This is a genomic window from Microbacterium pratiae (genome assembly GCF_047302165.1).
Taxonomy (GTDB): Bacteria; Actinomycetota; Actinomycetes; order Actinomycetales; family Microbacteriaceae; genus Microbacterium.
This window is the reverse complement of sequence record NZ_CP154843.1, coordinates 172,952-196,748: the sequence shown is the minus strand read 5'-3', so window position 1 is coordinate 196,748 and position 23,797 is coordinate 172,952. Positions and strand designations below refer to the sequence as shown.

General features: G+C 68.2%; 29 protein-coding genes. 28 read left to right on the top strand and 1 reads right to left on the bottom strand.

What is annotated here, in order from left to right; genetic code table 11:
- Positions 1-30 precede the first annotated feature (30 nt).
- Both AA0Y20_RS00910 and AA0Y20_RS00905 read left to right on the top strand, forming a co-directional pair.
- Complete coding sequence (locus AA0Y20_RS00910; RefSeq protein WP_412936664.1) at positions 31-3,903, top strand: DNA-directed RNA polymerase subunit beta'; 3,873 nt, start codon at positions 31-33, stop codon at positions 3,901-3,903.
- Positions 3,904-3,998: 95 nt separating this feature from the next.
- Complete coding sequence (locus AA0Y20_RS00905) at positions 3,999-4,583, top strand: hypothetical protein (RefSeq protein WP_412936662.1); 585 nt, start codon at positions 3,999-4,001, stop codon at positions 4,581-4,583.
- Between the two features lie 30 nt (positions 4,584-4,613).
- On the opposite strand, the gene AA0Y20_RS00900 is transcribed toward AA0Y20_RS00905, so the two are convergent.
- Positions 4,614-5,261 carry a hypothetical protein gene (locus AA0Y20_RS00900; RefSeq protein WP_412936660.1) on the bottom strand — a complete coding sequence of 216 codons (648 nt, stop codon included), beginning with the start codon at positions 5,259-5,261 and terminating at the stop codon, positions 4,614-4,616.
- Positions 5,262-5,390: 129 nt separating this feature from the next.
- On the opposite strand from AA0Y20_RS00900, the gene AA0Y20_RS00895 reads away from it, so the two are divergent.
- The 26 genes from AA0Y20_RS00895 (at position 5,391) to rplF (ending at position 23,797) form a co-directional block, all read left to right on the top strand.
- Entirely contained in the window at positions 5,391-6,491 is a 1,101-nt protein-coding gene (locus AA0Y20_RS00895) for an ABC transporter (protein ID WP_412936658.1), read from the top strand.
- Entirely contained in the window at positions 6,491-6,964 is a 474-nt protein-coding gene (locus tag AA0Y20_RS00890; RefSeq protein ID WP_412936657.1) for a hypothetical protein, read from the top strand. Before AA0Y20_RS00895 ends, AA0Y20_RS00890 begins: the two co-directional genes overlap by 1 nt.
- A gap of 45 nt (positions 6,965-7,009) precedes the next feature.
- The gene (locus tag AA0Y20_RS00885; RefSeq protein ID WP_412936655.1) at positions 7,010-7,672 is read left to right on the top strand and encodes a spermidine/putrescine ABC transporter substrate-binding protein; all 663 of its coding nucleotides are present in this window, start codon (positions 7,010-7,012) and stop codon (positions 7,670-7,672) included.
- Positions 7,673-7,712: 40 nt separating this feature from the next.
- Complete coding sequence (locus tag AA0Y20_RS00880; protein WP_412936653.1) at positions 7,713-9,461, top strand: DUF5684 domain-containing protein; 1,749 nt, start codon at positions 7,713-7,715, stop codon at positions 9,459-9,461.
- 261 nt (positions 9,462-9,722) lie between these two features.
- Positions 9,723-10,091, top strand: a complete 369-nt coding sequence (gene rpsL, locus AA0Y20_RS00875) for a 30S ribosomal protein S12 (RefSeq protein ID WP_018187369.1) — start codon at positions 9,723-9,725, stop codon at positions 10,089-10,091.
- Between the two features lie 5 nt (positions 10,092-10,096).
- A complete protein-coding gene (rpsG, locus tag AA0Y20_RS00870; RefSeq protein WP_023954027.1) occupies positions 10,097-10,567 on the top strand; it encodes a 30S ribosomal protein S7 in 471 nt (156 codons plus the stop codon).
- A gap of 69 nt (positions 10,568-10,636) precedes the next feature.
- Positions 10,637-12,751, top strand: coding sequence for an elongation factor G (gene fusA, locus AA0Y20_RS00865; RefSeq protein ID WP_412936650.1), 2,115 nt, complete (start codon positions 10,637-10,639; stop codon positions 12,749-12,751).
- A gap of 144 nt (positions 12,752-12,895) precedes the next feature.
- Complete coding sequence (gene tuf, locus AA0Y20_RS00860) at positions 12,896-14,089, top strand: elongation factor Tu (RefSeq protein WP_023954029.1); 1,194 nt, start codon at positions 12,896-12,898, stop codon at positions 14,087-14,089.
- A gap of 131 nt (positions 14,090-14,220) precedes the next feature.
- Entirely contained in the window at positions 14,221-14,436 is a 216-nt protein-coding gene (locus AA0Y20_RS00855) for an Rv0909 family putative TA system antitoxin (protein WP_023954031.1), read from the top strand.
- A gap of 178 nt (positions 14,437-14,614) precedes the next feature.
- Positions 14,615-15,571, top strand: coding sequence for a type IV toxin-antitoxin system AbiEi family antitoxin domain-containing protein (locus AA0Y20_RS00850; RefSeq protein WP_412936648.1), 957 nt, complete (start codon positions 14,615-14,617; stop codon positions 15,569-15,571).
- Between the two features lie 478 nt (positions 15,572-16,049).
- The gene (gene rpsJ, locus AA0Y20_RS00845) at positions 16,050-16,358 is read left to right on the top strand and encodes a 30S ribosomal protein S10 (RefSeq protein ID WP_017201594.1); all 309 of its coding nucleotides are present in this window, start codon (positions 16,050-16,052) and stop codon (positions 16,356-16,358) included.
- An 8-nt stretch (positions 16,359-16,366) separates the two neighbouring features.
- A complete protein-coding gene (gene rplC, locus AA0Y20_RS00840) occupies positions 16,367-17,026 on the top strand; it encodes a 50S ribosomal protein L3 (protein ID WP_412936645.1) in 660 nt (219 codons plus the stop codon).
- Positions 17,027-17,028: 2 nt separating this feature from the next.
- Positions 17,029-17,691, top strand: a complete 663-nt coding sequence (rplD, locus tag AA0Y20_RS00835; protein WP_412936643.1) for a 50S ribosomal protein L4 — start codon at positions 17,029-17,031, stop codon at positions 17,689-17,691.
- Complete coding sequence (rplW, locus tag AA0Y20_RS00830) at positions 17,688-17,987, top strand: 50S ribosomal protein L23 (RefSeq protein WP_178012748.1); 300 nt, start codon at positions 17,688-17,690, stop codon at positions 17,985-17,987. Before rplD ends, rplW begins: the two co-directional genes overlap by 4 nt.
- Before the next feature lie 24 nt (positions 17,988-18,011).
- Positions 18,012-18,851, top strand: a complete 840-nt coding sequence (rplB, locus tag AA0Y20_RS00825) for a 50S ribosomal protein L2 (RefSeq protein ID WP_023954042.1) — start codon at positions 18,012-18,014, stop codon at positions 18,849-18,851.
- A 12-nt stretch (positions 18,852-18,863) separates the two neighbouring features.
- Positions 18,864-19,145, top strand: a complete 282-nt coding sequence (gene rpsS, locus AA0Y20_RS00820; RefSeq protein WP_023954043.1) for a 30S ribosomal protein S19 — start codon at positions 18,864-18,866, stop codon at positions 19,143-19,145.
- Between the two features lie 38 nt (positions 19,146-19,183).
- The gene (gene rplV / locus AA0Y20_RS00815) at positions 19,184-19,582 is read left to right on the top strand and encodes a 50S ribosomal protein L22 (RefSeq protein WP_412936640.1); all 399 of its coding nucleotides are present in this window, start codon (positions 19,184-19,186) and stop codon (positions 19,580-19,582) included.
- The gene (rpsC, locus tag AA0Y20_RS00810) at positions 19,582-20,340 is read left to right on the top strand and encodes a 30S ribosomal protein S3 (RefSeq protein ID WP_023954045.1); all 759 of its coding nucleotides are present in this window, start codon (positions 19,582-19,584) and stop codon (positions 20,338-20,340) included. The genes rplV and rpsC overlap by 1 nt, the downstream gene beginning before the upstream one ends.
- On the top strand, positions 20,340-20,759 hold the full coding sequence (gene rplP, locus AA0Y20_RS00805) for a 50S ribosomal protein L16 (RefSeq protein ID WP_023954047.1): 420 nt from the start codon (positions 20,340-20,342) through the stop codon (positions 20,757-20,759). The genes rpsC and rplP overlap by 1 nt, the downstream gene beginning before the upstream one ends.
- Positions 20,759-21,067, top strand: a complete 309-nt coding sequence (gene rpmC / locus AA0Y20_RS00800) for a 50S ribosomal protein L29 (protein WP_023954048.1) — start codon at positions 20,759-20,761, stop codon at positions 21,065-21,067. The genes rplP and rpmC overlap by 1 nt, the downstream gene beginning before the upstream one ends.
- The gene (gene rpsQ, locus AA0Y20_RS00795; protein WP_412936637.1) at positions 21,067-21,396 is read left to right on the top strand and encodes a 30S ribosomal protein S17; all 330 of its coding nucleotides are present in this window, start codon (positions 21,067-21,069) and stop codon (positions 21,394-21,396) included. The genes rpmC and rpsQ overlap by 1 nt, the downstream gene beginning before the upstream one ends.
- A gap of 4 nt (positions 21,397-21,400) precedes the next feature.
- Positions 21,401-21,769 (top strand): 50S ribosomal protein L14, encoded by a 369-nt coding sequence (gene rplN, locus AA0Y20_RS00790; protein ID WP_023954050.1) that lies wholly within the window; start codon positions 21,401-21,403, stop codon positions 21,767-21,769.
- 2 nt (positions 21,770-21,771) lie between these two features.
- Positions 21,772-22,131: a 50S ribosomal protein L24 gene (gene rplX, locus AA0Y20_RS00785; RefSeq protein WP_091500774.1), complete on the top strand. Its 360-nt coding sequence runs from the start codon at positions 21,772-21,774 to the stop codon at positions 22,129-22,131.
- Positions 22,132-22,133: 2 nt separating this feature from the next.
- Positions 22,134-22,724, top strand: coding sequence for a 50S ribosomal protein L5 (gene rplE, locus AA0Y20_RS00780; protein WP_412936635.1), 591 nt, complete (start codon positions 22,134-22,136; stop codon positions 22,722-22,724).
- A gap of 133 nt (positions 22,725-22,857) precedes the next feature.
- A complete protein-coding gene (gene rpsH, locus AA0Y20_RS00775; RefSeq protein WP_112617791.1) occupies positions 22,858-23,256 on the top strand; it encodes a 30S ribosomal protein S8 in 399 nt (132 codons plus the stop codon).
- Positions 23,257-23,260: 4 nt separating this feature from the next.
- Positions 23,261-23,797, top strand: a complete 537-nt coding sequence (gene rplF, locus AA0Y20_RS00770; protein ID WP_112617792.1) for a 50S ribosomal protein L6 — start codon at positions 23,261-23,263, stop codon at positions 23,795-23,797.

The following is a 23,797-nucleotide window of genomic DNA, read 5'->3' as shown; positions in this document are numbered from 1 at the left end:
AACGAACAGAATTCCGACACAGGAGAATCAGTGCTCGAGTCACACACCTTCGATCAGCTTCGCATCGGCCTGGCCACTGCTGACGACATCCGTCGTTGGTCCTTCGGCGAGGTCAAGAAGCCCGAAACCATCAACTACCGCACGCTCAAGCCCGAGAAGGACGGCCTCTTCGGCGAGCAGATCTTCGGGCCCTCCCGCGACTGGGAGTGCGCCTGCGGAAAGTACAAGCGCGTCCGCTTCAAGGGCATCGTCTGCGAGCGCTGCGGCGTCGAGGTCACCAAGTCCTCGGTCCGTCGTGAGCGCATGGGCCACATCGAGCTCGCCGCTCCCGTGACCCACATCTGGTACTTCAAGGGCGTCCCCTCGCGCCTCGGGTACCTGCTCGACATGGCGCCGAAGGACCTCGAGAAGGTCATCTACTTCGCCGCGTACATGGTCATCTCGGTCGATGAGGATGCGCGTCACCGCGACCTCCCCACGCACGAGAACAACCTGCGCCTCGAGATCAAGAACCTCGGCGACCGCCGCGACGCCCGTGTGGCGACGCGTCTGGCCAAGCTGGAGGAGGAGCTCGCGACCCTCGAGGCCGACGGTGCCAAGGCCGACCAGAAGAAGAAGGCCAAGGACTCCGCCGAGAAGGACATGGCGACGGTCCGCAAGAACTTCGACGAGCAGATCTCGCGCCTCGAGCGGGTGTGGGAGGAGTTCCGCTCCCTCGAGGTCGGTCAGCTCAAGCAGGAGGACGACGTCTTCCACGAGCTGCAGGACCGCTTCGGTCAGTACTTCGAGGCCTACATGGGCGCCGAGGGCATCCAGCGCCGTCTCGCGGCGTTCGACCTGGCCGCCGAGGCCGACTCGCTGCACCTGCAGATCTCCGAGGGCAAGGGCCAGCGCAAGATCCGTGCGATCAAGCGCCTGAAGGTCGTCAACTCGTTCCTGCAGACCGGCATGTCGCCCGCCTCGATGGTGCTCGACGTCGTCCCGGTGATCCCGCCGGAGCTGCGTCCGATGGTCCAGCTTGACGGTGGCCGCTTCGCGACCTCCGACCTCAACGACCTGTACCGCCGCGTGATCAACCGCAACAACCGTCTGCGTCGTCTGATCGACCTCGGGGCTCCCGAGATCATCGTCAACAACGAGAAGCGGATGCTGCAGGAGGCCGTCGACGCTCTGTTCGACAACGGCCGCCGTGGTCGCCCCGTCACCGGAACCGGCAACCGTGCGCTGAAGTCGCTGTCCGACATGCTCAAGGGAAAGCAGGGACGTTTCCGTCAGAACCTGCTCGGAAAGCGCGTCGACTACTCGGGTCGTTCGGTCATCATCGTCGGACCCCAGCTGAAGCTGCACCAGTGCGGTCTGCCCAAGCAGATGGCCCTCGAGCTCTTCAAGCCGTTCGTCATCAAGCGCCTGATCGACCTCGGTCACTCGCAGAACATCAAGGCGGCCAAGCGTGCCGTCGAGCGCACGCGTCCCGAGGTCTGGGACGTGCTCGAGGAGATCATCCGCGAGCGTCCCGTGCTGCTCAACCGTGCACCCACCCTGCACCGCCTGGGCATCCAGGCCTTCGAGCCCCAGCTCGTCGAGGGCAAGGCGATCCAGCTGCACCCGCTCGTCTGCGCCGCGTTCAACGCGGACTTCGACGGTGACCAGATGGCCGTCCACCTGCCGCTCTCGGTCGAGGCGCAGGCCGAGGCCCGCATCCTGATGCTCGCGTCGAACAACATCCTCAAGCCCTCGGACGGCCGTCCGGTCACCCTGCCCTCGCAGGACATGATCATCGGTCTGCACCACCTGACCACGGTCATCGAGGGTGCCGCGGGCGAGGGTCGCGTGTTCGGCTCGGTTGGCGAGGCGATCCTGGCGAAGGACGAGGGCACCCTCGACCTGCAGGCCAAGGTCCGCATCCGCATCCCGGGTCTCGCGTTCCTCGAGGGCGACGCCCCCGAGGGCTACGAGCGCCACGGCCTGGTCGACGCCTCGCTCGGACAGGCGATCTTCAACGACACCCTGCCCAAGGGGTACCCGTTCGTCCGCGAGCAGGCCGACAAGGGCAAGCTGTCGCAGATCGTCAACAAGCTGGCCGAGGAGTACCCGAAGACCGAGGTCGCGGCATCCCTCGACCGGATCAAGGACGCCGGCTTCCACTGGGCGACCCGTTCGGGCGTCACCGTGGCGCTGAGCGACGTCCTGACGCCGCCGAACAAGGCCGAGATCATCTCGAAGTACGAGAAGCTCGCGTCGAAGGTCCAGGGCCAGTTCGAGAAGGGTCTCGTGACCGACGCCGAGCGTCGCCAGGAGCAGATCAAGATCTGGACCGAGGCCACGGACGAGGTCCAGGCCGCCATGAAGGCGAACTTCCCCGCCGAGAACACCATCAACCGCATGGTCTCGTCGGGCGCCCGTGGTAACTGGCTGCAGATCCGTAACATCGCCGGTATCCGAGGCCTGGTCAACAACACCAAGGGTGAGATCATGCCGCGTCCGATCATCTCCTCGTACCGCGAGGGGCTGTCGGTGGCCGAGTACTTCACCGCGACGCACGGTGCCCGTAAGGGTCTGGCCGACACCGCTCTGCGTACCGCCGACTCGGGTTACCTGACCCGTCGTCTGGTGGACGTCTCGCAGGACGTCATCATCCGCGAGGACGACTGCGGCACGTCGAAGGGCCTCGAGCTCCCGATCGCCGCAGCCGGTGCCGACGGCGTCCTCATCAAGGACGCCAACGTCGAGAACTCGGTGTTCGCCCGTACCCTCGCCGCCGATGCGGTCTCGCCCTCGGGCGAGGTGCTGGCCTCGGCCGGCGACGACGTGGGCGACGTGCTGATCAACAAGCTCGTCGAGGGCGGGGTGACCTCCATCAAGGTCCGCTCGGTCCTGACCTGCGACTCGGCCGTCGGTGTCTGCGCGAAGTGCTACGGCCGTTCGCTCGCCACCGGCAAGATCGTCGACATCGGCGAGGCGGTCGGCATCATCGCCGCCCAGTCGATCGGTGAGCCCGGTACCCAGCTGACGATGCGTACCTTCCACACCGGTGGTTCGGCCTCGGCTGACGACATCACGCAGGGTCTGCCCCGTGTGCAGGAGCTCTTCGAGGCCCGTACCCCCAAGGGTGCGTCGCCGATCGCCGAGGCCAGCGGCCGCATCACGATCGACGAGACCGAGAAGGCCAAGAAGGTCATCATCACGCCCGACAACGGCGACGAGCCCTTCGTCTACCCGGTGCTGAAGCGTGCGACCCTCCTCGTCGAGGACGGGCAGCACGTCGAGGTCGGCGACCCGCTGCAGGTCGGCACGCTCGACCCGAAGGACATCATGCGCGTGCAGGGTGCCCGCGAGGTGCAGAAGTATCTCGTCGGCGGCGTGCAGGGTGTCTACCGCTCGCAGGGTGTGCCGATCCACGACAAGCACATCGAGGTCATCGTCCGTCAGATGCTGCGGAAGGTCACCGTGGTCGACCACGCCGACACGACGCTGCTCCCGGGTGAGCTGGTGGACTTCAAGAAGTACCAGCAGATCAACCGCGAGGCCGTGGCCGAGGGCAAGCGTCCCGCGTCGGGCCGTCCCGAGCTGATGGGTATCACGAAGGCGTCGCTCGCGACGGAGTCGTGGCTGTCGGCCGCGTCGTTCCAGGAGACCACCCGCGTCCTCACGCAGGCGGCCATGGAGGGCAAGAGCGACCCGCTCGTCGGCCTCAAGGAGAACGTCATCATCGGAAAGCTCATCCCCGCCGGAACGGGCCTTGCGAAGTACCGCAACGTGGCCGTCGAGGCGACGGAGGAGGCGAAGAGCGAGCGGTACCCCAACCGCATCTTCGCGTCGGACGGCGCGTACAGCGACGCCGACCTGAGCTACGTCGACTTCGACAGCTTCTCCACCGACGGCGACTTCACCAGCTACAACTGATCGATCGCTGATCCTGCGAAGGGCCCCGGGCATGTCCCGGGGCCCTTCGTCGTGTCGGTCGGCGCGCGGCGACGTCGCCGGATTAGCGTGGAGGGGTGGCACGCATCGGGGGTCGGAACGTCGTCTTCGCCTGGATCGTCGGCGTCATCTGCGCCGTCGTGATCGGGGCGCTGGCCTTCCTGACCGCGCCGCTCGTCACGACGGGAATGGGACTCCTCGGCGCGGGTGGCGACACCGGCGGGTCCGCCGCGGCCGCGGACGGGCCCCAGCAGTGCCGAGACCTCTATCCCGAGGCGCTGTGGGTGACGCTGCAGTACTCGCCCGGCGCGCAGATCGAGCAGACCCAGGACGAGCCCGTCTCGACGGCCGCCGGTCTCGTCGAGGCCCTCGCGCCCGAGGTGCGTTTCACCTGCACCTGGACGTCGGACGCCGGTTCGATCTCGACGACGGTCGCATCGGTGGGCACGGATGCCGGCTCGATCGCGGCATCCGCTCTGCCCGCACAGGGCTTCTCCTGCGACGAACGCGGCGTGCGCACGCTCTGCTCCCGCACCGACGGCGAGCTCGTCGAGACGATCGAGGCGGGCGACGGACACTGGGTCTCGACATCGCAGTCGACGTGGCACCCCGAGCAGTACGCGAGCCGGGTCGGCAACGCGGTGTTCGCCGCGGACGACTGATCCGGCGCGAGCTAGCGCCGCCGCGAGCCGTCAGGCTGCGGGCGTGGCCGCGCCGGCCGGCCAGAGCGACGTGATGATGCCGGTTGTGTAGCCCTCGGGTGCCAGGTGCGAGAACTGCGTGTCGATCAGGACGCCGTCGCGGAAGAAGAGGGTTCGTCCGTCGGTCACGGGGTAGCGGGCGTTCTGCCAGGTCTTCTCGCACCGCACGCCGCCGGCCGGTTCGTAGCAGGTGAACCCGATCCCGGTGAGCTCGTTGAAGAAGTCGATCACGGGATTGCGCTCCGCGTATGCGATCGTCGTCTCGATCTTCGCGGTGTCGGCGTCGGGGTCGCCCCAGACGCAGCGCAGCGATCCGTCTGCGAGCGCTCCGCTCTCGCCGAAGCTCGGGTCGTTCAACGGCACGGATGCCAGGGCGGCTCGGGCGGGAGCCCCGAGGATGCCGGCGCAGTCGCGGGGGAGGACCGTGGTCGAGACGACCGAACCGGATGCCGCCGGCGGCGGCCCGCCCGCCTCCGCCGAGACCGTCATCGCGGGAGTGGGGGTCGCGGCGTCCGCCGTCGCGGTCGTGTCGGGTGTCGCGGCGGGGTCGGTGCCGGGCTCGGGGGCGCACCCCGCGAGGAGCGCGACCGCGACGAGCAGCGCGGCGGGCGCGAGGCGGGGGAGGGCGCGCGAGGTCATGGGACGACGATACGTCCGGCCATCCGTGCGGGTGCGCAGACACGTCGGCACGCCTGCGCGGCAGGCCCGCTCCGCCGGGATATCCTCGCCTCTGCGGCGGCACCGGCCACCGCGTGAGGAGCACATCGCATGAGCGACCCCAAGTACGGCGAGCCGGTCGACGAGCCGAAGCCGGTGGACGATGTCGTGGGCAGCGCCCGGGCTGGGCTCGCCGACGCCGAGGCGTCGCGCGATGCGGTCTCGGCCGACGACTGGGATGCCGCCTACTCCGGCTCCGGGACTATGCCCGAGCGGACTGCCGGCGACGCTGACCGGCCCGCAGCCGACACGACGACTTCCGAGGCGGATGCCTCCCGGGCCGATGACGCACGGATCGATGCCGCGGCGCACGACGAGCGCACCGACACCGTCGGTTCGTCGTCTTCTGACAGCTGGAACTCCCCGAGCGAGTGGGACACCCCGCGCGACGCCGAGCGCACGCCCTCCGAGGACCGCGACGCGGCGGCGGCGGCCGCCGGCACGACGGCAGCGGGCGGCGCCGCGAGCGCGGCCGCCAGCGATACCGCCACGCGTGCTTACCGCGCCGACGACACCGAGCGTGCGAGCACGGTGAGCGCGAGCGAGCCCGTCGCCGAGACCCCCGCCGCGGCAGCTCCGAGCCCGCAGCCGATCTTCGTGCAGGCGCCCGAGGCTCCCACGCCCCGCGGCAACCGCGGTGCTGCCGGCGCCATCGGCCTCCTGGCTGCCATCGCCTTCGCGCTCATCTACCTGGGTGCAGCGCTCGGGATCGACGCGGTGCGCGGCGAGGTCACGACCGCGAACATCGGCGAGCAGGCTCTCGCCGCCGCCACCTCGTGGTGGCTCTGGGTGCCCGTCGCGGTGTTCTTCCTCGCGTTCTGGATCCTGGGCGCCTTCATCAACCGCGGTCGCTGGGGCCTCTGGGTCCTCCTCGGTCTGCTGGTGGGTCTCGCTTCCTACGCCGGACACATCGCCGGGCAGCTCTTCCAGGCCCCGTTCTGGACGATCGCGCCGAGCCAGGCACTCACCATCGTCGGCGAGCAGGCGTTCGCGCCGTTGGCGCTCGTCGCGCTCGTCGCGGGCCGCGAGCTGACGATCTGGTTCGGTGCCTGGGTCGCCGCCCGCGGTCGCCGGGTCACCGAGCTCAACGCCGAGGCGCAGCGCGAGTACGAGCGCACCCTCGAGGCGGGACCGCAGCTCCACCGCTACTGATGTCCACCCCCTCCGGCGGAATGCGCCCCGGGCTCGCCACCGCGTTCGCGGTCGTGGGCTTCGGGGCGCTCGCCATCTGCGGCCTCGGCGTCCTGAGCCTGGTGACCGGTGAGGATGTCGTCGCCGTGCGCGGTCTCGGGCCGATCCCCGGGGCCGTCGGCTTCGGCGCGGCGCTCATCGCGACGGCCACCACCCTGGCGATCTCGCTGCGGGCTCCGCGTCCGTCGTACGCGACAGCGGCTCTGACGGGGGTCGTCGCGCTGCTGTCGTACCTCGCCGGCCTCATCGTGTCGGCGGTGGTCGTGGGGGTCGATGCGGCTCGAGCCCTCGCTGCGGCCGGCGGGTTCGCGGTGTCGTGGTTCGGCCTGCTCCTGGTCGTGGCTGCGGCTATTGCGGGCTGGTTCGCCGTCGCCCTGGTCCGCACGCGGGCGACGCCCCCGAGGTGGACCTGGGAACGCGACGAGGACGAATGACGCGAAATCCCCGCGTCACCGGCCCGGATCGGCGACAATAGCCCCGTGGAGCGGTCGCTCGAGACCCAGGTCAGCCAGGCGGTGGATGCCTGGCTGCGCTGGCTGCCGCGCTGGCAGCCGGCGACGCACCGGGGTCGCGTCGCTCCCTGCCGACGATGCATCGGCTCGCCCGTGCTCTCGGCGGTGGGCCTGGGCTCGGACGTCCCGCACGGAGTGCAGCACGGTCTGTCCACCCGCATGAAGGCGATCGTGGATGCCGCAGTCGCCGAGTACACGTCGCGGAACCTGCCGATGCTCCAAGCCGAGCTCGACCAGCAGGCCGCGCGGAACCGGGCGCGCGCCTACCGTCCCGCGGAGGGGCTCGAGCCAGAGTTCGAGGGGCTGCCGCTCGATCCGGAGCCGGTGGCCGGGGCGCCGTTCCTCTTCACCATCTCGGGCCTGGCGCAGGAGTCCGACGACGCCGTGCCCGAGCTCCCGCCCCTCAGCAGCGAGGCCAAGGCGGCACTGCGTCAGGAGGTCGGCCTCGCCGACGACTACGCCAACATGATCGGCCGCGAGGTCTGCGCCGTGCTGCTGCACCACCGGCTGCGTGTGCAGGCCGCGGTTGCGCAGCATGTCGAACCTCAGATCGAGGCGATGCTCGCCGAGCTCACCCGCTCGCTCGACGCGCCCTTCGAACCCGGGGCCGAACGCGGCGGCGAATCGTGACGACGGCGGCCGGGCGGCTCTGGCTCTATCGTGGGATGCGATGACCACCTCCGGCAACGAATTGCTCCTCATCCTTCTCGTCGTGCTCACGACGGTTCTGGGTGCGGTCCTGTACGTCTGGACGGCGCTGGCGCTGGCCGGACTGTTCCGCAAGACCGACGAGGAGCCGTGGCAGGGGTGGGTCCCCGTCCTGAACATCGCGGTGGTGCTGCGCATCGCCGGTTTCAGTCCGTGGCTCGTGTTCCTCGGCCTCGTCCCCGGGGCCGGTGCGATCGCCGTCTACGTGCTGCTGGTGGTGTCCGCGCACCGCATCGGTCGGGGCTTCGGCGTCGGCCCGGGGATGACGGTGCTCGCCGCCCTGCTCTTCGTCGTGTGGGCGAGCATCCTGGGCCTCGGCCCCGCCCGCTGGCGCGACCAGCCCGCCGCCGAAGTGGCCCCGCCGCCCTGGGTGTTCACCCCGCCGCTGTCCGACTCCGAGCCGCGCGACGACGCGCAGGTGGGGCCCCGGCGCGGATCGGAGCCGACGGCACCGCCGACGCTGGCCTCGCCGACGCTCTCCGTCCGCCACTTCAGCCCCGAGCCCCTCGCCGCGAGCGGCGAGGCGGTGGCCGAGCGCGAGCAGTCGCCGACCGACCTCCAGCCGTCGCCCTGGGCCCCGCCGTCGCCGTTCGCTCCGTCCGGGCCGGCGACCGCGGCTCCGGCTCCCGTCGTCCCCGAGGCTCCCGCGTCTGACGCTCCCGCCCCGACGCCGGCTCCGGCTCCGGCCCCGACGCCTGTGGGCGTCGCGCCCGCCGTCGAGGCGGTCGAGCCTCCGGCCCCCGCCGACCCCGCCTCAGTCTCCGCTCCCGCCGAGCCCGTCGCCCCGCCCGCCGAGCCGCGAGCCGCGGCATCCGTCCCCGCCGACGACCCGCAGCGACCCGCCCCCGCGGAGGCGCCCGCGGCCGCCGCGCAGCCCGAGGCCCGGCCCGCGTTCTCCGAGCCCGCGCCGCGCGAGGCGCGGGAGCCGATCCTCCGTGAACCGGCCGCCGACGAGGCGCGTACGGACGCGCCGGTCGTCGCCGCGGGCGAGGCGGCGGACGACGACGGATCCGACGACGCACGCTGGCCGTCCGAGATCGACGATGTCTCCGCGATCTCGCCGTCGCCGTTCCCCTCGCGGGCCGCATCCGACCGTCCCGGAGTCGTGCCGTCGTTCGCCGACCCCGACTCCGCTGCGGGCTCCGCATCGGGTCGCCGGACGTGGGAGGCCGTTCCCGCCACACCGATCGCCCGTCGCGCCTTCGCCCGGACGCCCGACGAGTTCCCCGAGCTCTCCGACGAGGTCTCCGCGGTCGCGAGCGCTCCGGCCGCCGGTGCGCCGCGGACGGCCGAGGCTGCGGTCCCGGCGCAGCTGCGCCGTGCGGAGGGGCCCGATGACGGCGATGTCGACCACACCGTGGTCGTGGCGCGCCGGCGGGTCTACTGGCAGCTGGTTCTGCCCGACGGCGAGATCACGCCGCTCACGGGCGATGTCGCGATCGTCGGCCGTCAGCCCGCGCCCGACCCCGCTTACCCTCGCGCCCAGCTCGTGGCGATCGAGGATCGCACGCGCACTGTCTCGAAGACGCACGCCCGGCTCGAGCTGCGGTCGGGCCTGTGGCACATCACCGACCTCCACTCGACGAACGGCGTCGTGCTCACGAACTTCCTCGGGACCGAGATCGAGCTCGAGCCCGGATCGGACGCTCCGGCGGGCGAGCGCTTCCTTCTCGGCGACGCGGAACTGCGCATCGAGCGGCCTGGAGCCTGACGCCGATACCACCGGCAGCGATCGGCGTTTGCCCGCCTCGCCGGAGAGGCGTATCATTGGTCGGGTGTGCGCTCGTGCGCGCCCTGCGTCGTGCCTCGGTCCGATGATCAGGTCGAGGCGGAGCACGCGAACCGGGATCGTTCTGCGAACAGGACGCCCCCACGGCATATCCACCCTTCGAAAACGCAGCATTCGTGACGCGCCGGTGGATCTGTGGTGAAACCACGACGCTGTCACCGTGCAGCACTACAAGGAGAGAACGTGCCAACCATTCAGCAGTTGGTTCGCAAGGGTCGCTCGCCGAAGGTCACCAAGACCAAGGCGCCCGCTCTGAAGGCGAACCCCCAGCAGGCGGGCGTCTGCACCCGCGTGTACACGACCACGCCCAAGAAGCCGAACTCGGCCATGCGCAAGGTCGCCCGCGTCAAGCTCCGCAACGGCACCGAGGTCACCGCCTACATCCCCGGCGAGGGCCACAACCTGCAGGAGCACTCGCTCGTGCTCGTCCGCGGTGGTCGTGTGAAGGACCTCCCCGGTGTCCGCTACAAGATCGTCCGCGGTGCGCTCGACACCCAGGCCGTCAAGAACCGTAAGCAGGCTCGCAGCCGCTACGGCGCGAAGAAGGGTTGAGTTAGATGCCTCGTAAGGGACCCGCACCCCGCCGCGTCGTCGTCAACGACCCGGTCTACGGTGCTCCGATCGTCACGCAGCTCGTGAACAAGATCCTCGTCGACGGCAAGAAGTCGATCGCCGAGTCGATCGTCTACACCGCCCTCAAGGGTGTCGAGGCCAAGAACGGCCAGGACGCCGTCGCGACGCTGAAGAAGGCGCTCGACAACGTCCGTCCGACCCTCGAGGTCAAGAGCCGCCGCGTCGGTGGCTCGACCTACCAGGTGCCCGTCGAGGTCAAGCCGCACCGCGCGAACACGCTCGCGCTGCGCTGGCTCGTCTCGTACGCGAAGGGCCGTCGTGAGAAGACGATGACCGAGCGCCTGCAGAACGAGATCCTCGACGCCTCGAACGGCCTCGGTGCCGCGGTCAAGCGCCGCGAAGACACCCACAAGATGGCCGAGTCGAACCGCGCCTTCGCGCACTACCGCTGGTAAACAGCTTCTCGGCGCCGGCCGGGGGAACCTCCCCGGCCGGCGCTTCCGACCAAACGTAAGGAACAGCCCGTGGCACAAGAAGTGCTCACCGACCTCAACAAGGTCCGCAATATCGGCATCATGGCGCACATCGATGCCGGCAAGACGACGACGACCGAGCGCATCCTGTTCTACACGGGCGTCAACCACAAGCTCGGCGAGACGCACGACGGCGCCTCGACCACCGACTGGATGGAGCAGGAGAAGGAGCGCGGCATCACGATCACGTCTGCCGCCGTGACCTGCTTCTGGAACAAGAACCAGATCAACATCATCGACACGCCCGGCCACGTCGACTTCACGGTCGAGGTCGAGCGCTCGCTGCGCGTCCTCGACGGCGCCGTTGCGGTCTTCGACGGCAAGGAGGGTGTCGAGCCCCAGTCCGAGACCGTCTGGCGTCAGGCCGACAAGTACGACGTCCCCCGCATCTGCTTCGTCAACAAGATGGACAAGCTGGGCGCCGACTTCTACTTCACCGTCGACACCATCGTCAGCCGCCTGGGCGCCAAGCCGCTCGTGCTGCAGCTCCCGATTGGCGCCGAGAACGACTTCGTGGGCGTCATCGACCTCGTCGAGATGCGCGCGCTGGTCTGGCCCGGCGACGCCAAGGGTGACGTGACCATGGGCGCCAAGTACGAGATCCAGGAGATCCCGGCCGACCTCGCCGACAAGGCAGCCGAGTACCGCCAGCGGCTCCTCGAGACCGTCGCCGAGTCCGACGACGCTCTGCTCGAGAAGTTCTTCGGTGGCGAGGAGCTCACCGTCGCCGAGATCAAGGGCGCCATCCGCAAGCTCACCGTCGCCGGCGAGCTGTACCCGGTGCTCTGCGGCTCCGCGTTCAAGAACCGCGGCGTGCAGCCCATGCTCGACGCCGTCGTCGATTTCCTCCCGTCGCCCCTCGACGTGCCCGCCATCGAGGCGCACGACCCGAAGGACGAGGAGAAGGTCATCGAGCGTCACCCCGACGCCAACGACCCGTTCGCCGCACTGGCCTTCAAGGTCGCCGTGCACCCGTTCTTCGGTCGCCTGACCTACGTCCGCGTGTACTCGGGTCACCTCGACTCGGGCGCGCAGGTCATCAACTCGACCAAGGGCAAGAAGGAGCGCATCGGAAAGATCTTCCAGATGCACGCCAACAAGGAGAACCCGGTCGACTCGCTCACCGCGGGCAACATCTACGCCGTCATCGGCCTGAAGGACACCACCACCGGTGACACCCTGGCCGACCCGGCGGAGCCCGTCGTCCTCGAGTCGATGACGTTCCCCGAGCCCGTCATCGAGGTCGCGATCGAGCCGAAGACCAAGGCCGACCAGGAGAAGCTGGGTGTCGCCATCCAGAAGCTCGCCGAAGAGGACCCGACGTTCCGCACCGAGCTCAACCCCGAGACGGGTCAGACCGTCATCAAGGGCATGGGCGAGCTGCACCTCGACATCCTCGTCGACCGCATGAAGCGCGAGTTCCGCGTCGAGGCGAACGTCGGCAAGCCGCAGGTCGCGTACCGCGAGACGATCAAGAAGGCCGTCGAGCGTCACGACTACACCCACAAGAAGCAGACCGGTGGTTCGGGTCAGTTCGCGAAGATCCAGTTCGCGATCGAGCCGCTCGAGGTCACGGCCGACAAGACGTACGAGTTCGAGAACAAGGTCACCGGTGGCCGCATCCCGCGCGAGTACATCGAGCCGACCAACCAGGGCTTCCAGGACGCGATGAACGTCGGCGTGCTCGCCGGCTACCCCATCGTGGGTGTCAAGGCGATCCTGCTCGACGGGGCGTCGCACGACGTCGACTCGTCCGAGATGGCGTTCAAGATCGCCGGCTCGATGGGCTTCAAGGAGGCGCTGCGCAAGGCCAACCCGGTGATCCTCGAGCCCCTGATGGCCGTCGAGGTGCGCACGCCCGAGGAGTACATGGGCGACGTCATCGGCGACCTGAACTCGCGTCGTGGCCAGATCCAGTCGATGGAGGACGGCTCGGGCATCAAGATCGTCCGCGCTCTCGTCCCCCTGTCGGAGATGTTCGGCTACATCGGCGACCTGCGCTCGAAGACCTCGGGTCGTGCGGTCTACTCGATGGAGTTCGACAGCTACTCCGAGGTCCCCCGCGCGGTGGCCGACGAGATCGTCCAGAAGAACAAGGGCGAGTAAGCCCTCGGGATGCCGGGGGCCCAGGCTCCCGGCATCCACTCAAACTGAATATCGACCTCTCTACTAGAGTGAAAACATCCCCGTAGAGAACCGGTCGCAATCCAGCGCCCGGAGATCTACAACGACAGTCCTGAGGAGGACCCAGTGGCTAAGGCCAAGTTCGAGCGGACCAAGCCGCACGTCAACATCGGAACCATCGGTCACGTCGACCACGGCAAGACGACGCTCACCGCGGCGATCTCGAAGGTGCTCGCCGACAAGTACCCGTCGGCCACCAACGTGCAGCGTGACTTCGCGTCCATCGACTCGGCGCCTGAAGAGCGTCAGCGTGGTATCACGATCAACATCTCGCACGTCGAGTACGAGACCCCCAAGCGTCACTACGCTCACGTCGACGCCCCGGGTCACGCTGACTACATCAAGAACATGATCACCGGTGCCGCTCAGATGGACGGCGCGATCCTCGTGGTCGCCGCCACCGACGGCCCGATGGCTCAGACCCGCGAGCACGTCCTGCTCGCGAAGCAGGTCGGCGTTCCGTACCTGCTGGTCGCGCTCAACAAGTCGGACATGGTCGACGACGAGGAGATCCTGGAGCTCGTCGAGCTCGAGGTTCGCGAGCTGCTGTCGTCGCAGGACTTCGACGGCGACAACGCTCCCGTCGTCCGCGTCTCGGGCCTCAAGGCTCTCGAGGGCGACGAGAAGTGGGTCAACGCGATCGTTGAGCTCATGGACGCCGTCGACGAGTCGATCCCCGACCCGGTGCGCGATAAGGACAAGCCGTTCCTCATGCCCGTCGAGGACGTCTTCACGATCACCGGTCGTGGAACCGTCGTCACGGGTCGCGCCGAGCGCGGCACCCTCGCCATCAACTCCGAGGTCGAGATCGTCGGCATCCGCCCGACGCAGAAGACCACGGTCACGGGTATCGAGATGTTCCACAAGCAGCTCGACGAGGCCTGGGCCGGCGAGAACTGTGGTCTGCTCCTCCGCGGCACCAAGCGTGACGACGTCGAGCGTGGCCAGGTCGTCGTGAAGCCGGGTTCGGTTACGCCGCACACCAACTTCGAGGGCACTGCCTACATCCTCTCGAAGGAGGAGGGTGGCCGTCACAACCCCTTCTACACGAACTACCGCCCGCAGTTCTACTTCCGCACCACGGACGTCACCGGCGTCATCTCGCTGCCCGAGGGCACCGAGATGGTCATGCCCGGCGACACCACCGACATGTCGGTCGAGCTCATCCAGCCGATCGCCATGGAAGAGGGCCTCGGCTTCGCGATCCGTGAGGGTGGCCGCACCGTCGGCGCCGGCACGGTGACCAAGATCATCAAGTAAGTCTCTCGACTTCCTTCACGGAACCCCTCGGGCCTTCGGGCCCGGGGGGTTCCGTCGTTTCCGCAACCCGTTGACGCCATAGCCTCGGACGCGCTGTCATAGCGGTACATCGACCCGGCGAAAGGACCATCATGGGCGTCGACGACATCATCAACAAGGGCAAGCAGATGTTCGAGCAGAACCGCGACAAGATCGAGGAGGCGCTCAAGAGCGAGAAGGCCGAAGAGGTCAGCGACAAGTTCCTGCAGGGCGCGGCAGACGCGGTGAAGAAGGTCGTTCCCGAGCAGCACCACGGCAAGGTCGACGAGGTTCGCGAGAACGTCGACAAGAACATCGGCAACCAGTAGCCCACGCGCCGAGAACGCACCGCCGCCGCGAGAGCGCACCGTAGAACGTGCGTGGTCGCGGGGGCGGTGCGTTCTCGCGTGCGGCGGGGATTCCTCCCCAGGGATGCGGGGACGTGGCGCATCCCGGGGCGCCTGCGATGGGGGGATACTGCGGGGCGCGGCGCGGCACGGTGGGGGAGTGAGTGAGCGCGACGAACTGATCCTCCGCCGCGATGCGCGTCGCGGGGGCGAGACGGCGGGCCTCGATCGTGCGGTCGGCGCCGGCGAGCTGGTGCGGGTACGCCGGGGCGTGTACATCGCGGCATCCCGGTGGTCGGCCGCGCGGCCGGAGGAGCGGATGCGGCTGCGCGCGCACGCCCTCGCCGCCGTCGCGACACGCGACCCGGTCTTCTCACACGCGACCGCCGCCGCGCTGCACGGTCTGCCGGTCCATCGCGGCGACGACGCGCGCGTGCATACGCTCGAGGTCGGCGCGGCGCCGGCCCCGAGTCGGGGCGACGTTCTCCGACACCGGCATGATGTCTCGGCGGCGGACATCACCGCGGTCCGCTCGCTGCGTGCGACGGATCTCGCCCGGACGCTCTTCGACGTGCTGTGCGCAGAGTCGCCGGAGACCGCGACGTCCGCGATGGACGCCGCGTTGCGGTCGGTCGCCTGGCGCGGGCGGAGTGTGTACGACGACGACGCAGCCGAGGCGCTCTCCGCGGCGGTGGCAGCGCACATCGAGCACGCGCCCGGCGCCCGCGGCATCCGGCGTGCGCGCTTCGTCGCCGCCATCGCCGATGGCCGGGCGCAGCTGCCGGGGGAGAGCATCAGCAGGCTGTGGATGCTGCAGCTCGGCGCCGCGCAGCCTGTCCTCCAGCATCCCGTCGCGATGGGTGGCGGCCGGTGGGCGTTCCTCGACTTCGCCTGGCCGGCGCTGCGGCGGTTCGGCGAGTTCGACGGCGACGGCAAGTACCTCGACCCGGCGATCACGGCGGGCCGGTCGCCTCGGGACGTGCTGCGCGACCAGCGCGACCGCGAGGGCCGCATCGTCGCCGCGACCGGCTGGACCCCCGTCCGCTGGGGATGGGAGCGCCTCGCCTCGCGCCCCACGTTCGCTGCATTCCTCCGCGCCCAGGGCCTCATGAGCTGAGCGGGGACGTGTCGCGCGAGAACGTACCGTTGCTGCGAGGGTGCACCATAGAAGGTGCGTGGTCGCGGAGAGCGTACGTGCTCGGCGGCGCTCCGGCGCGGCGCCGGGCGCGACACGGATATCGCGACACGCCCGGGTTTGCGACACGCCCGGGCGGCACGTAGACTATCCAGGTTCCACATTCCGATGGGTGCCCAACATCCCGGATCACTGTCACGATAGTGCATAGGCGGCGCGAAGCGCAGAGTCCTAGGCCGCGGGCAGATGAACATCGAACCCCACACCGACCTGGAGACAGGATGCGCGCGTGCGCGCAGGGTGCGGAACCGCAGGGAGACCCGCGGGTTTGACATCAGAACAGTGGTGCAGCATCACCGCCCCGGCGGTGAGAAGTGCCCGGCGCAGACCGCGCCACCGGGCGTCCAATGCGCTCGCGACCAGCGAGACGTAAGACGCGATAAAGAGAGTGAGCAGACAAATGGCGGGACAGAAGATCCGCATTCGCCTGAAGTCGTACGACCACGAGGTCATCGACACCTCGGCACGCAAGATCGTCGACACCGTGACCCGTGCGGGCGCGACTGTCGTCGGACCCGTGCCGCTGCCGACCGAGAAGAACGTCGTGTGCGTCATCCGGTCGCCCCACAAGTACAAGGACAGCCGCGAGCACTTCGAGATGCGCACCCACAAGCGTCTGATCGACATCGTCGACCCGACGCCCAAGGCTGTCGACTCGCTCATGCGGCTCGACCTCCCGGCCGACGTCAACATCGAGATCAAGCTCTGAGGTTCGACATGGCTGACATCAACTCCAAGGTTTCCAAGGGCCTGCTCGGCACCAAGCTCGGCATGACCCAGGTCTGGAACGAGCAGGGCAAGCTGGTCCCCGTCACGGTCATCGAGATCGCGCCGAACGTGGTCACCCAGCTCCGTACGCCCGAGAAGGACGGCTACTCGGCCGTCCAGATCGCTGCCGGACAGATCGACCCCCGCAAGGTCAACAAGCCCCTCACGGCCCACTTCGAGGCCGCCGGCGTGACCCCCCGTCGTCACCTCACCGAGGTGCGCACGGCGGATGCCGCTGACTACTCACTCGGTCAGGAGCTCACCGCCGGTGACACGTTCGAGGCCGGCCAGCTGGTCGACGTCGTCGGCACCAGCAAGGGCAAGGGCACCGCGGGTGTCATGAAGCGCCACAACTTCAAGGGCGTCTCGGCCTCGCACGGTGCGCACCGCAACCACCGCAAGCCCGGTTCCATCGGTGCCTCGTCGACGCCCAGCCGCGTCTTCAAGGGCATGCGCATGGCCGGCCGCATGGGTGGCGAGCGCGTGACCGTCCTCAACCTCACGGTGCACGCCGTCGACGCCGAGAAGGGTCTGCTGCTCGTCAAGGGCGCCGTCCCCGGTGCACGCGGCCGCATCGTCTACGTCCGCAACGCTGTGAAGGGTGCCTGATCATGGCTGACTCGACTCTCGCGCTCGACGTCCGGAGCGCTTCCGGCAAGAAGGCCGGCTCCGTGGAGCTGCCCGCCGCGCTCTTCGACGTCAAGACCAACGTTCCCCTCATCCACCAGGTCGTCGTCGCGCAGCTCGCGGCGGCTCGCCAGGGCACCCACTCGACCAAGCGTCGCGGTGAGGTCTCGGGCGCCGGCCGCAAGCCCTTCAAGCAGAAGGGCACGGGTAACGCCCGTCAGGGCTCGATCCGCGCGCCGCACATGACCGGTGGTGGCATCGTGCACGGCCCCAAGCCGCGCAACTACTCGCAGCGCACCCCCAAGAAGATGGTCGCCGCCGCACTCCTCGGAGCGCTCAGCGACCGTGCCCGCGGGCAGCGTCTGCACATCGTCGACTCGTTCGGTGTCGAGGGCACGCCCTCGACCAAGGCTGCCGCGGCGGTTCTGACCGGCCTCAGCGCCACCAAGAACGTCCTCGTGGTCATCGAGCGCGGTGACGAGATCACCGTCAAGAGCGTGCGCAACCTCGCGTACGTCCACGTGCTGACGTTCGACCAGCTCAACGCCTACGACGTGCTCGTCTCGGACGACCTCGTCTTCACCAAGGCCGCCTACGACGCGTTCGTCGCGTCCAAGGCCGGCGCCACCGAGGAGGTCTCGGCATGACCGCCGTCAACAAGGACCCGCGCGACATCATCCTGAAGCCGGTCGTCTCCGAGAAGAGCTACGGGCTCATCGACGAGGGCAAGTACACGTTCCTCGTGGACCCCCGTGCGTCGAAGACCGAGATCAAGCTCGCGATCGAGAAGATCTTCGGCGTCAAGGTCGCAGCGGTCAACACGCTCAACCGCACGGGCAAGTCCCGTCGCACCCGCTTCGGCACCGGCAAGCGCAAGGACACCAAGCGCGCCATCGTCACCCTGAAGTCGGGCACCATCGACATCTTCACGGCAGTCGGCTGACGGTCGGGATAGAGGACAACGAACATGGCTATTCGCAAGTACAAGCCCACGACCCCGGGTCGCCGCGGTTCGTCGGTGGCCGACTTCGCCGAGATCACCCGATCGACGCCTGAGAAGTCGCTCCTCCGCCCGATCGCCAAGACCGGTGGACGCAACAACCAGGGCCGCATCACGACCCGTCACATCGGTGGTGGACACAAGCGCCAGTACCGCGTGATCGACTTCCGTCGTAACGACAAGGACGGCGTCAACGCCAAGGTCGCTCACATCGAGTACGACCCCAACCGCACCGCGCGCATCGCGCTGCTGCACTACTTCGACGGCGAGAAGCGCTACATCATCGCCCCGAACAAGCTCCAGCAGGGCGACATCGTCGAGTCGGGTGCCGGCGCCGACATCAAGCCCGGCAACAACCTGCCGCTGCGCAACATCCCGACCGGTACGGTCATCCACGCCATCGAGCTCCGCCCCGGCGGCGGCGCGAAGATGGCTCGCTCGGCCGGCGCCAGCGTGCGTCTGGTCGCGAAGGACGGCCCCTACGCCCAGCTGCGTCTGCCCTCCGGCGAGATCCGCAACGTCGATGCGCGCTGCCGCGCGACCATCGGCGAGGTCGGCAACGCCGAGCAGTCGAACATCAACTGGGGCAAGGCCGGCCGCAAGCGCTGGAAGGGCGTTCGCCCGACGGTTCGTGGTGTCGCCATGAACCCGGTCGACCACCCGCACGGTGGTGGTGAGGGCAAGACGTCCGGTGGACGTCACCCCGTCACTCCCTGGGGTCAGGCTGAGGGTCGCACCCGCCACCCCAACAAGGAGAGCGACAAGTACATCGTCCGCCGTCGCAACGCCGGCAAGAAGCGCAAGTAGGAGTAGAGGAAGATGCCTCGCAGCCTGAAGAAGGGCCCCTTCGTCGACGAGCACCTGCTTCGCAAGGTGGTCGCGCAGAACGAAGCCGGCTCCAAGAACGTCATCAAGACCTGGTCGCGCCGTTCGATGATCATCCCGGCCATGCTCGGCCACACGATCGCCGTGCACGACGGACGCAAGCACATCCCCGTGTTCGTGTCCGAGACCATGGTCGGCCACAAGCTGGGCGAATTCGCGCCCACCCGCACCTTCCGCGGCCACGTGAAGGACGACAAGAAGGGCCGCCGCCGCTGACGCGGGGGCAGTTCCAGAGAGGACAGAGGAGGAGAGACATGGTGGAATCCACCGCACGTGTGAAGCACATCCGCGTGACCCCTCAGAAGGCTCGTCGTGTCGTCGCGCTCATCAAGGGCAAGCAGGCTCAGGAGGCACTCGCCATCCTGAAGTTCGCCCCCCAGAGCGCCAGCGAGCCGATCTACAAGCTCGTCGCCTCGGCGGTCGCGAACGCTCGCGTCAAGGCCGACAAGGACAACGAGTTCCTGGACGATGCAGACCTGTACGTGAAGAACGCGTACGTCGACGAGGGCACGACGCTCAAGCGTTTCCAGCCCCGCGCCCAGGGTCGCGCCTTCCAGATCAAGAAGCGCACGAGCCACATCACGATCGTGCTGTCGACGCCGGAGAACGCGGATGCCGCGGCCGCCGGTACGAGCAAGAAGGCGAGCAAGTAATGGGACAGAAAGTCAACCCGTACGGCTTCCGCCTCGGCATCACCACGGACCACGTGTCGCGTTGGTTCTCGGACTCGACCAAGCCGGGCCAGCGTTACGCCGACTACGTCGCCGAGGACATCAAGATCCGTCGTCTGCTGACCACGTCGCTCGACCGCGCCGGCGTCAGCAACATCGAGATCGAGCGTACCCGTGACCGCGTTCGCGTCGACATCCACACCGCCCGCCCGGGCATCGTGATCGGTCGCCGCGGCGCCGAGGCCGAGCGCATCCGCGCCGACCTCGAGAAGCTCACCGGCAAGCAGATCCAGCTCAACATCCTCGAGGTCAAGAACCCCGAGGCCGACGCCCAGCTCGTCGCGCAGGGCATCGCCGAGCAGCTCTCGGCTCGTGTGGCGTTCCGCCGCGCGATGCGCAAGGGTCTGCAGGGTGCGCAGCGCGCCGGTGCCAAGGGCATCCGGATCCAGGTCTCGGGCCGCCTCGGCGGCGCGGAGATGAGCCGCTCGGAGTTCTACCGCGAGGGCCGCGTGCCCCTGCACACGCTCCGCGCGAACATCGACTACGGCTTCTATGAGGCCAAGACCACCTTCGGCCGCATCGGTGTGAAGGTCTGGATCTACAAGGGCGACCTGACGGCCAAGGAGCTCGCTCGCGAGCAGGCCAACGCGCCGAAGACCTCGCGCGGTCGCGACGACCGCGGTGACCGCCGTCGCGGTCCCCGCAACGAGGCCCCCGTGGCAGAAGGAGCGTCGGCCTGATGCTTATCCCCCGCAAGGTCAAGTACCGCAAGCAGCACCACCCCAAGCGCGATGGCCAGGCCACCGGCGGCACGAAGGTCTCCTTCGGCGAGTTCGGCATCCAGGCACTCACGCCCGCTTACGTGACCAACCGTCAGATCGAGTCCGCTCGTATCGCCATGACGCGTCACATCAAGCGTGGCGGCAAGGTGTGGATCAACGTCTACCCCGACCGTCCGCTCACGAAGAAGCCCGCCGAAACCCGCATGGGTTCGGGTAAGGGCTCGCCGGAGTGGTGGGTCGCCAACGTCAAGCCGGGTCGCGTCCTCTTCGAGGTCGCCGGAGTCAACGAGGAGCTCGCTCGCGAGGCCCTGACCCGTGCCATTCACAAGCTGCCGCTGAAGGCACGCATCATCAAGCGCGAGGAGGGCGACGCGTAATGGCTGTCGGCACCAAGACGCTCGCCCCGAGCGAGCTCGATACGTTCGAAGACCAGCGCCTCGTCGAGGAGCTGCGCAAGGCCAAGGAAGAGCTGTTCAACCTGCGCTTCCAGTCGGCCACCGGCCAGCTCGAGAGCCACGGCCGCATCCGTGCGGTCAAGCGCGACATCGCGCGGCTCTACACGGTGATCCGCGAGCGCGAGCTCGGCATTCGTGCCACTCCCGTCGCGGAGGCGCCGAAGGCGAAGAAGACCAAGGCCAAGAAGGCGGATGACGCCACCGAGGCCGCGAAGGAAGAGACCGAGTAATGGCTACCGACAAGAACGCCGCTGAGGCTGTCGCCGAGGGCCACGAGCACAGCGACCACGACGTCCGCGACCCGCAGGCCCGCGGTTACCGCAAGGCTCGTCGCGGCTACGTCGTGAGCGACAAGATGGACAAGACGATCGTCGTCGAGGTCGAGGACCGCGTGAAGCACCCGCTCTACGGCAAGGTCATCCGCCGCACGTCGAAGGTCAAGGCTCACGACGAGGCCAACACCGCCGGCATCGGCGACCTCGTCCTCATCAATGAGACTCGCCCGCTGAGCGCCACCAAGCGCTGGCGTCTGGTCGAGGTCCTCGAGAAGGCGAAGTGATCTCATGATTCAGACCGAATCCCGCCTCAAGGTCGCCGACAACACCGGCGCCAAGGAGCTGCTCACCATCCGCGTGCTCGGCGGCTCCGCCCGCCGGTACGCCGGACTGGGCGACATCATCGTCGCCACCGTCAAGGACGCGATCCCCGGTGGCAACGTCAAGAAGGGCGATGTCGTCAAGGCCGTCATCGTCCGCACCGTCAAGCAGACGCGCCGTCCCGACGGCTCGTACATCAAGTTCGACGAGAACGCCGCCGTCATCCTGAAGAACGACGGGGAGCCCCGCGGCACCCGCATCTTCGGACCGGTCGGTCGTGAGCTTCGCGACAAGAAGTTCATGAAGATCGTCTCGCTCGCCCCGGAGGTCATCTGATCATGGCGAACATCAAGAAGGGTGACCTGGTTCAGGTCATCACGGGCGCCAAGCCCGAGCGCGGCGGCGACCGCGGCAAGCAGGGCAAGGTCCTCGAGGTCCTCGTCGAGCAGAACCGCGTCATCGTCGAGGGCGTGAACTACGTCACGAAGCACAACCGCGTCGGCCAGACGCAGCGTGGCACCAAGACGGGTGGCATCGAGACCTTCGAGGCCCCCATCCACATCTCGAACGTCCAGATCGTCGACCCCGAGACGAAGAAGCCGACCCGCGTCGGCCACCGCGTCGAGGAGAAGACGAAGGACGGCGTGAAGCGCACCGTCCGCGTGCGTTACGCGAAGAAGAGCGGCAAGGACCTCTGAATATGAGCAGCACCACTGCCGCGGCGGCTGGCAAGATCCAGCCCCGCCTGAAGCAGAAGTACCAGAGCGAGATCAAGAAGGCTCTGCAGGACGAGTTCGGCTACGCCAACGTCATGCAGATCCCCGGTCTCGTGAAGGTCGTCGTGAACACCGGTGTCGGCGAGGCAGCTCGTGACAGCAAGGTGATCGACGGCGCCGTGGACGACCTGACGAAGATCACGGGTCAGAAGCCGATCGTCACGAAGGCCCGCAAGTCCATCGCGCAGTTCAAGCTCCGCGAGGGCCAGGCCATCGGCGCGCACGTCACCCTCCGAGGTGACCGTGCGTGGGAGTTCGTCGACCGTCTCGTGAACCTCGCGCTGCCCCGCATCCGCGACTTCCGCGGTCTGTCGCCCAAGCAGTTCGACGGTCACGGCAACTACACCTTCGGTCTGCAGGAGCAGGCGGTCTTCCACGAGATCAACCAGGACCGGATCGACCGCGTCCGCGGTTTCGACATCACGATCGTCACCACGGCGAAGACGGACGAGGAGGGTCGCTCGCTGCTCCGCCAGCTCGGCTTCCCCTTCAAGTCGGACGACGCTCAGGCGTAATCCGGTACAATCGATCGTTCGGCCTCGGGGCATGCTCCGGGGCCGAACGACTGCACAACTGAATATGGACATTCATCGAAGGTCGCCTGTCGTGTAACGGCAGTCGAAACCTCATGATCGAAGGAACACACTTATGACGATGACAGACCCGGTCGCAGATATGCTGACCCGTCTGCGCAACGCGAACTCGGCGCACCACGACTCCGTGTCGCTGCCGAGCTCGAAGCTCAAGACCAACATCGCCGAGATCCTCAAGCAGGAGGGCTACATCTCCGGCTGGGAGGTCACCGATGCCCGCGTCGGCCAGACCCTCACCATGACGCTGAAGTACGGCCCCAACCGCGAGCGGTCGATCGCCGGTATCAAGCGCGTCTCCAAGCCCGGTCTCCGCGTGTACGCGAAGTCGACCGAGCTGCCCACGGTCCTCGGTGGCCTGGGCGTCGCGATTCTGTCCACCTCCTCTGGCCTCCTCACGGACCGCCAGGCCGACTCGAAGGGCGTCGGCGGGGAAGTCCTCGCCTACGTGTGGTGATCTGATGTCGCGTATTGGACGTCTTCCCATCGACATCCCTGCCGGTGTGACCGTCGAGGTCACCGGACAGGACGTCCTCGTCACGGGCCCTAAGGGCGAGCTGCGACTGACCGTCGCCAAGCCCATCGAGGCCAAGGTCGAGGAGAACCAGGTTCTCGTCACCCGTCCGGATGACGAGCGCGAGTCGCGTGCCCTGCACGGCCTGACCCGCACCCTGATCAACAACAACATCATCGGCGTGACCCAGGGCTACACCAAGGGTCTCGAGGTCGTCGGCACCGGTTACCGCGTCGCTCAGAAGGGCTCGTCCGTCGAGTTCGCTCTCGGCTTCTCGCACCCCGTCACCGTCGAGGCACCCGCCGGCATCACCCTGACCGTCGAGGGCAACAACAAGCTCACGGTCAGCGGCATCGACAAGCAGGCGGTCGGCGAGACCGCGGCCAACATCCGCAAGATCCGCAAGCCCGAGCCCTATAAGGGCAAGGGTGTGCGGTACGCGGGCGAGGTCGTCCGCCGCAAGGCCGGAAAGGCTGGTAAGTAA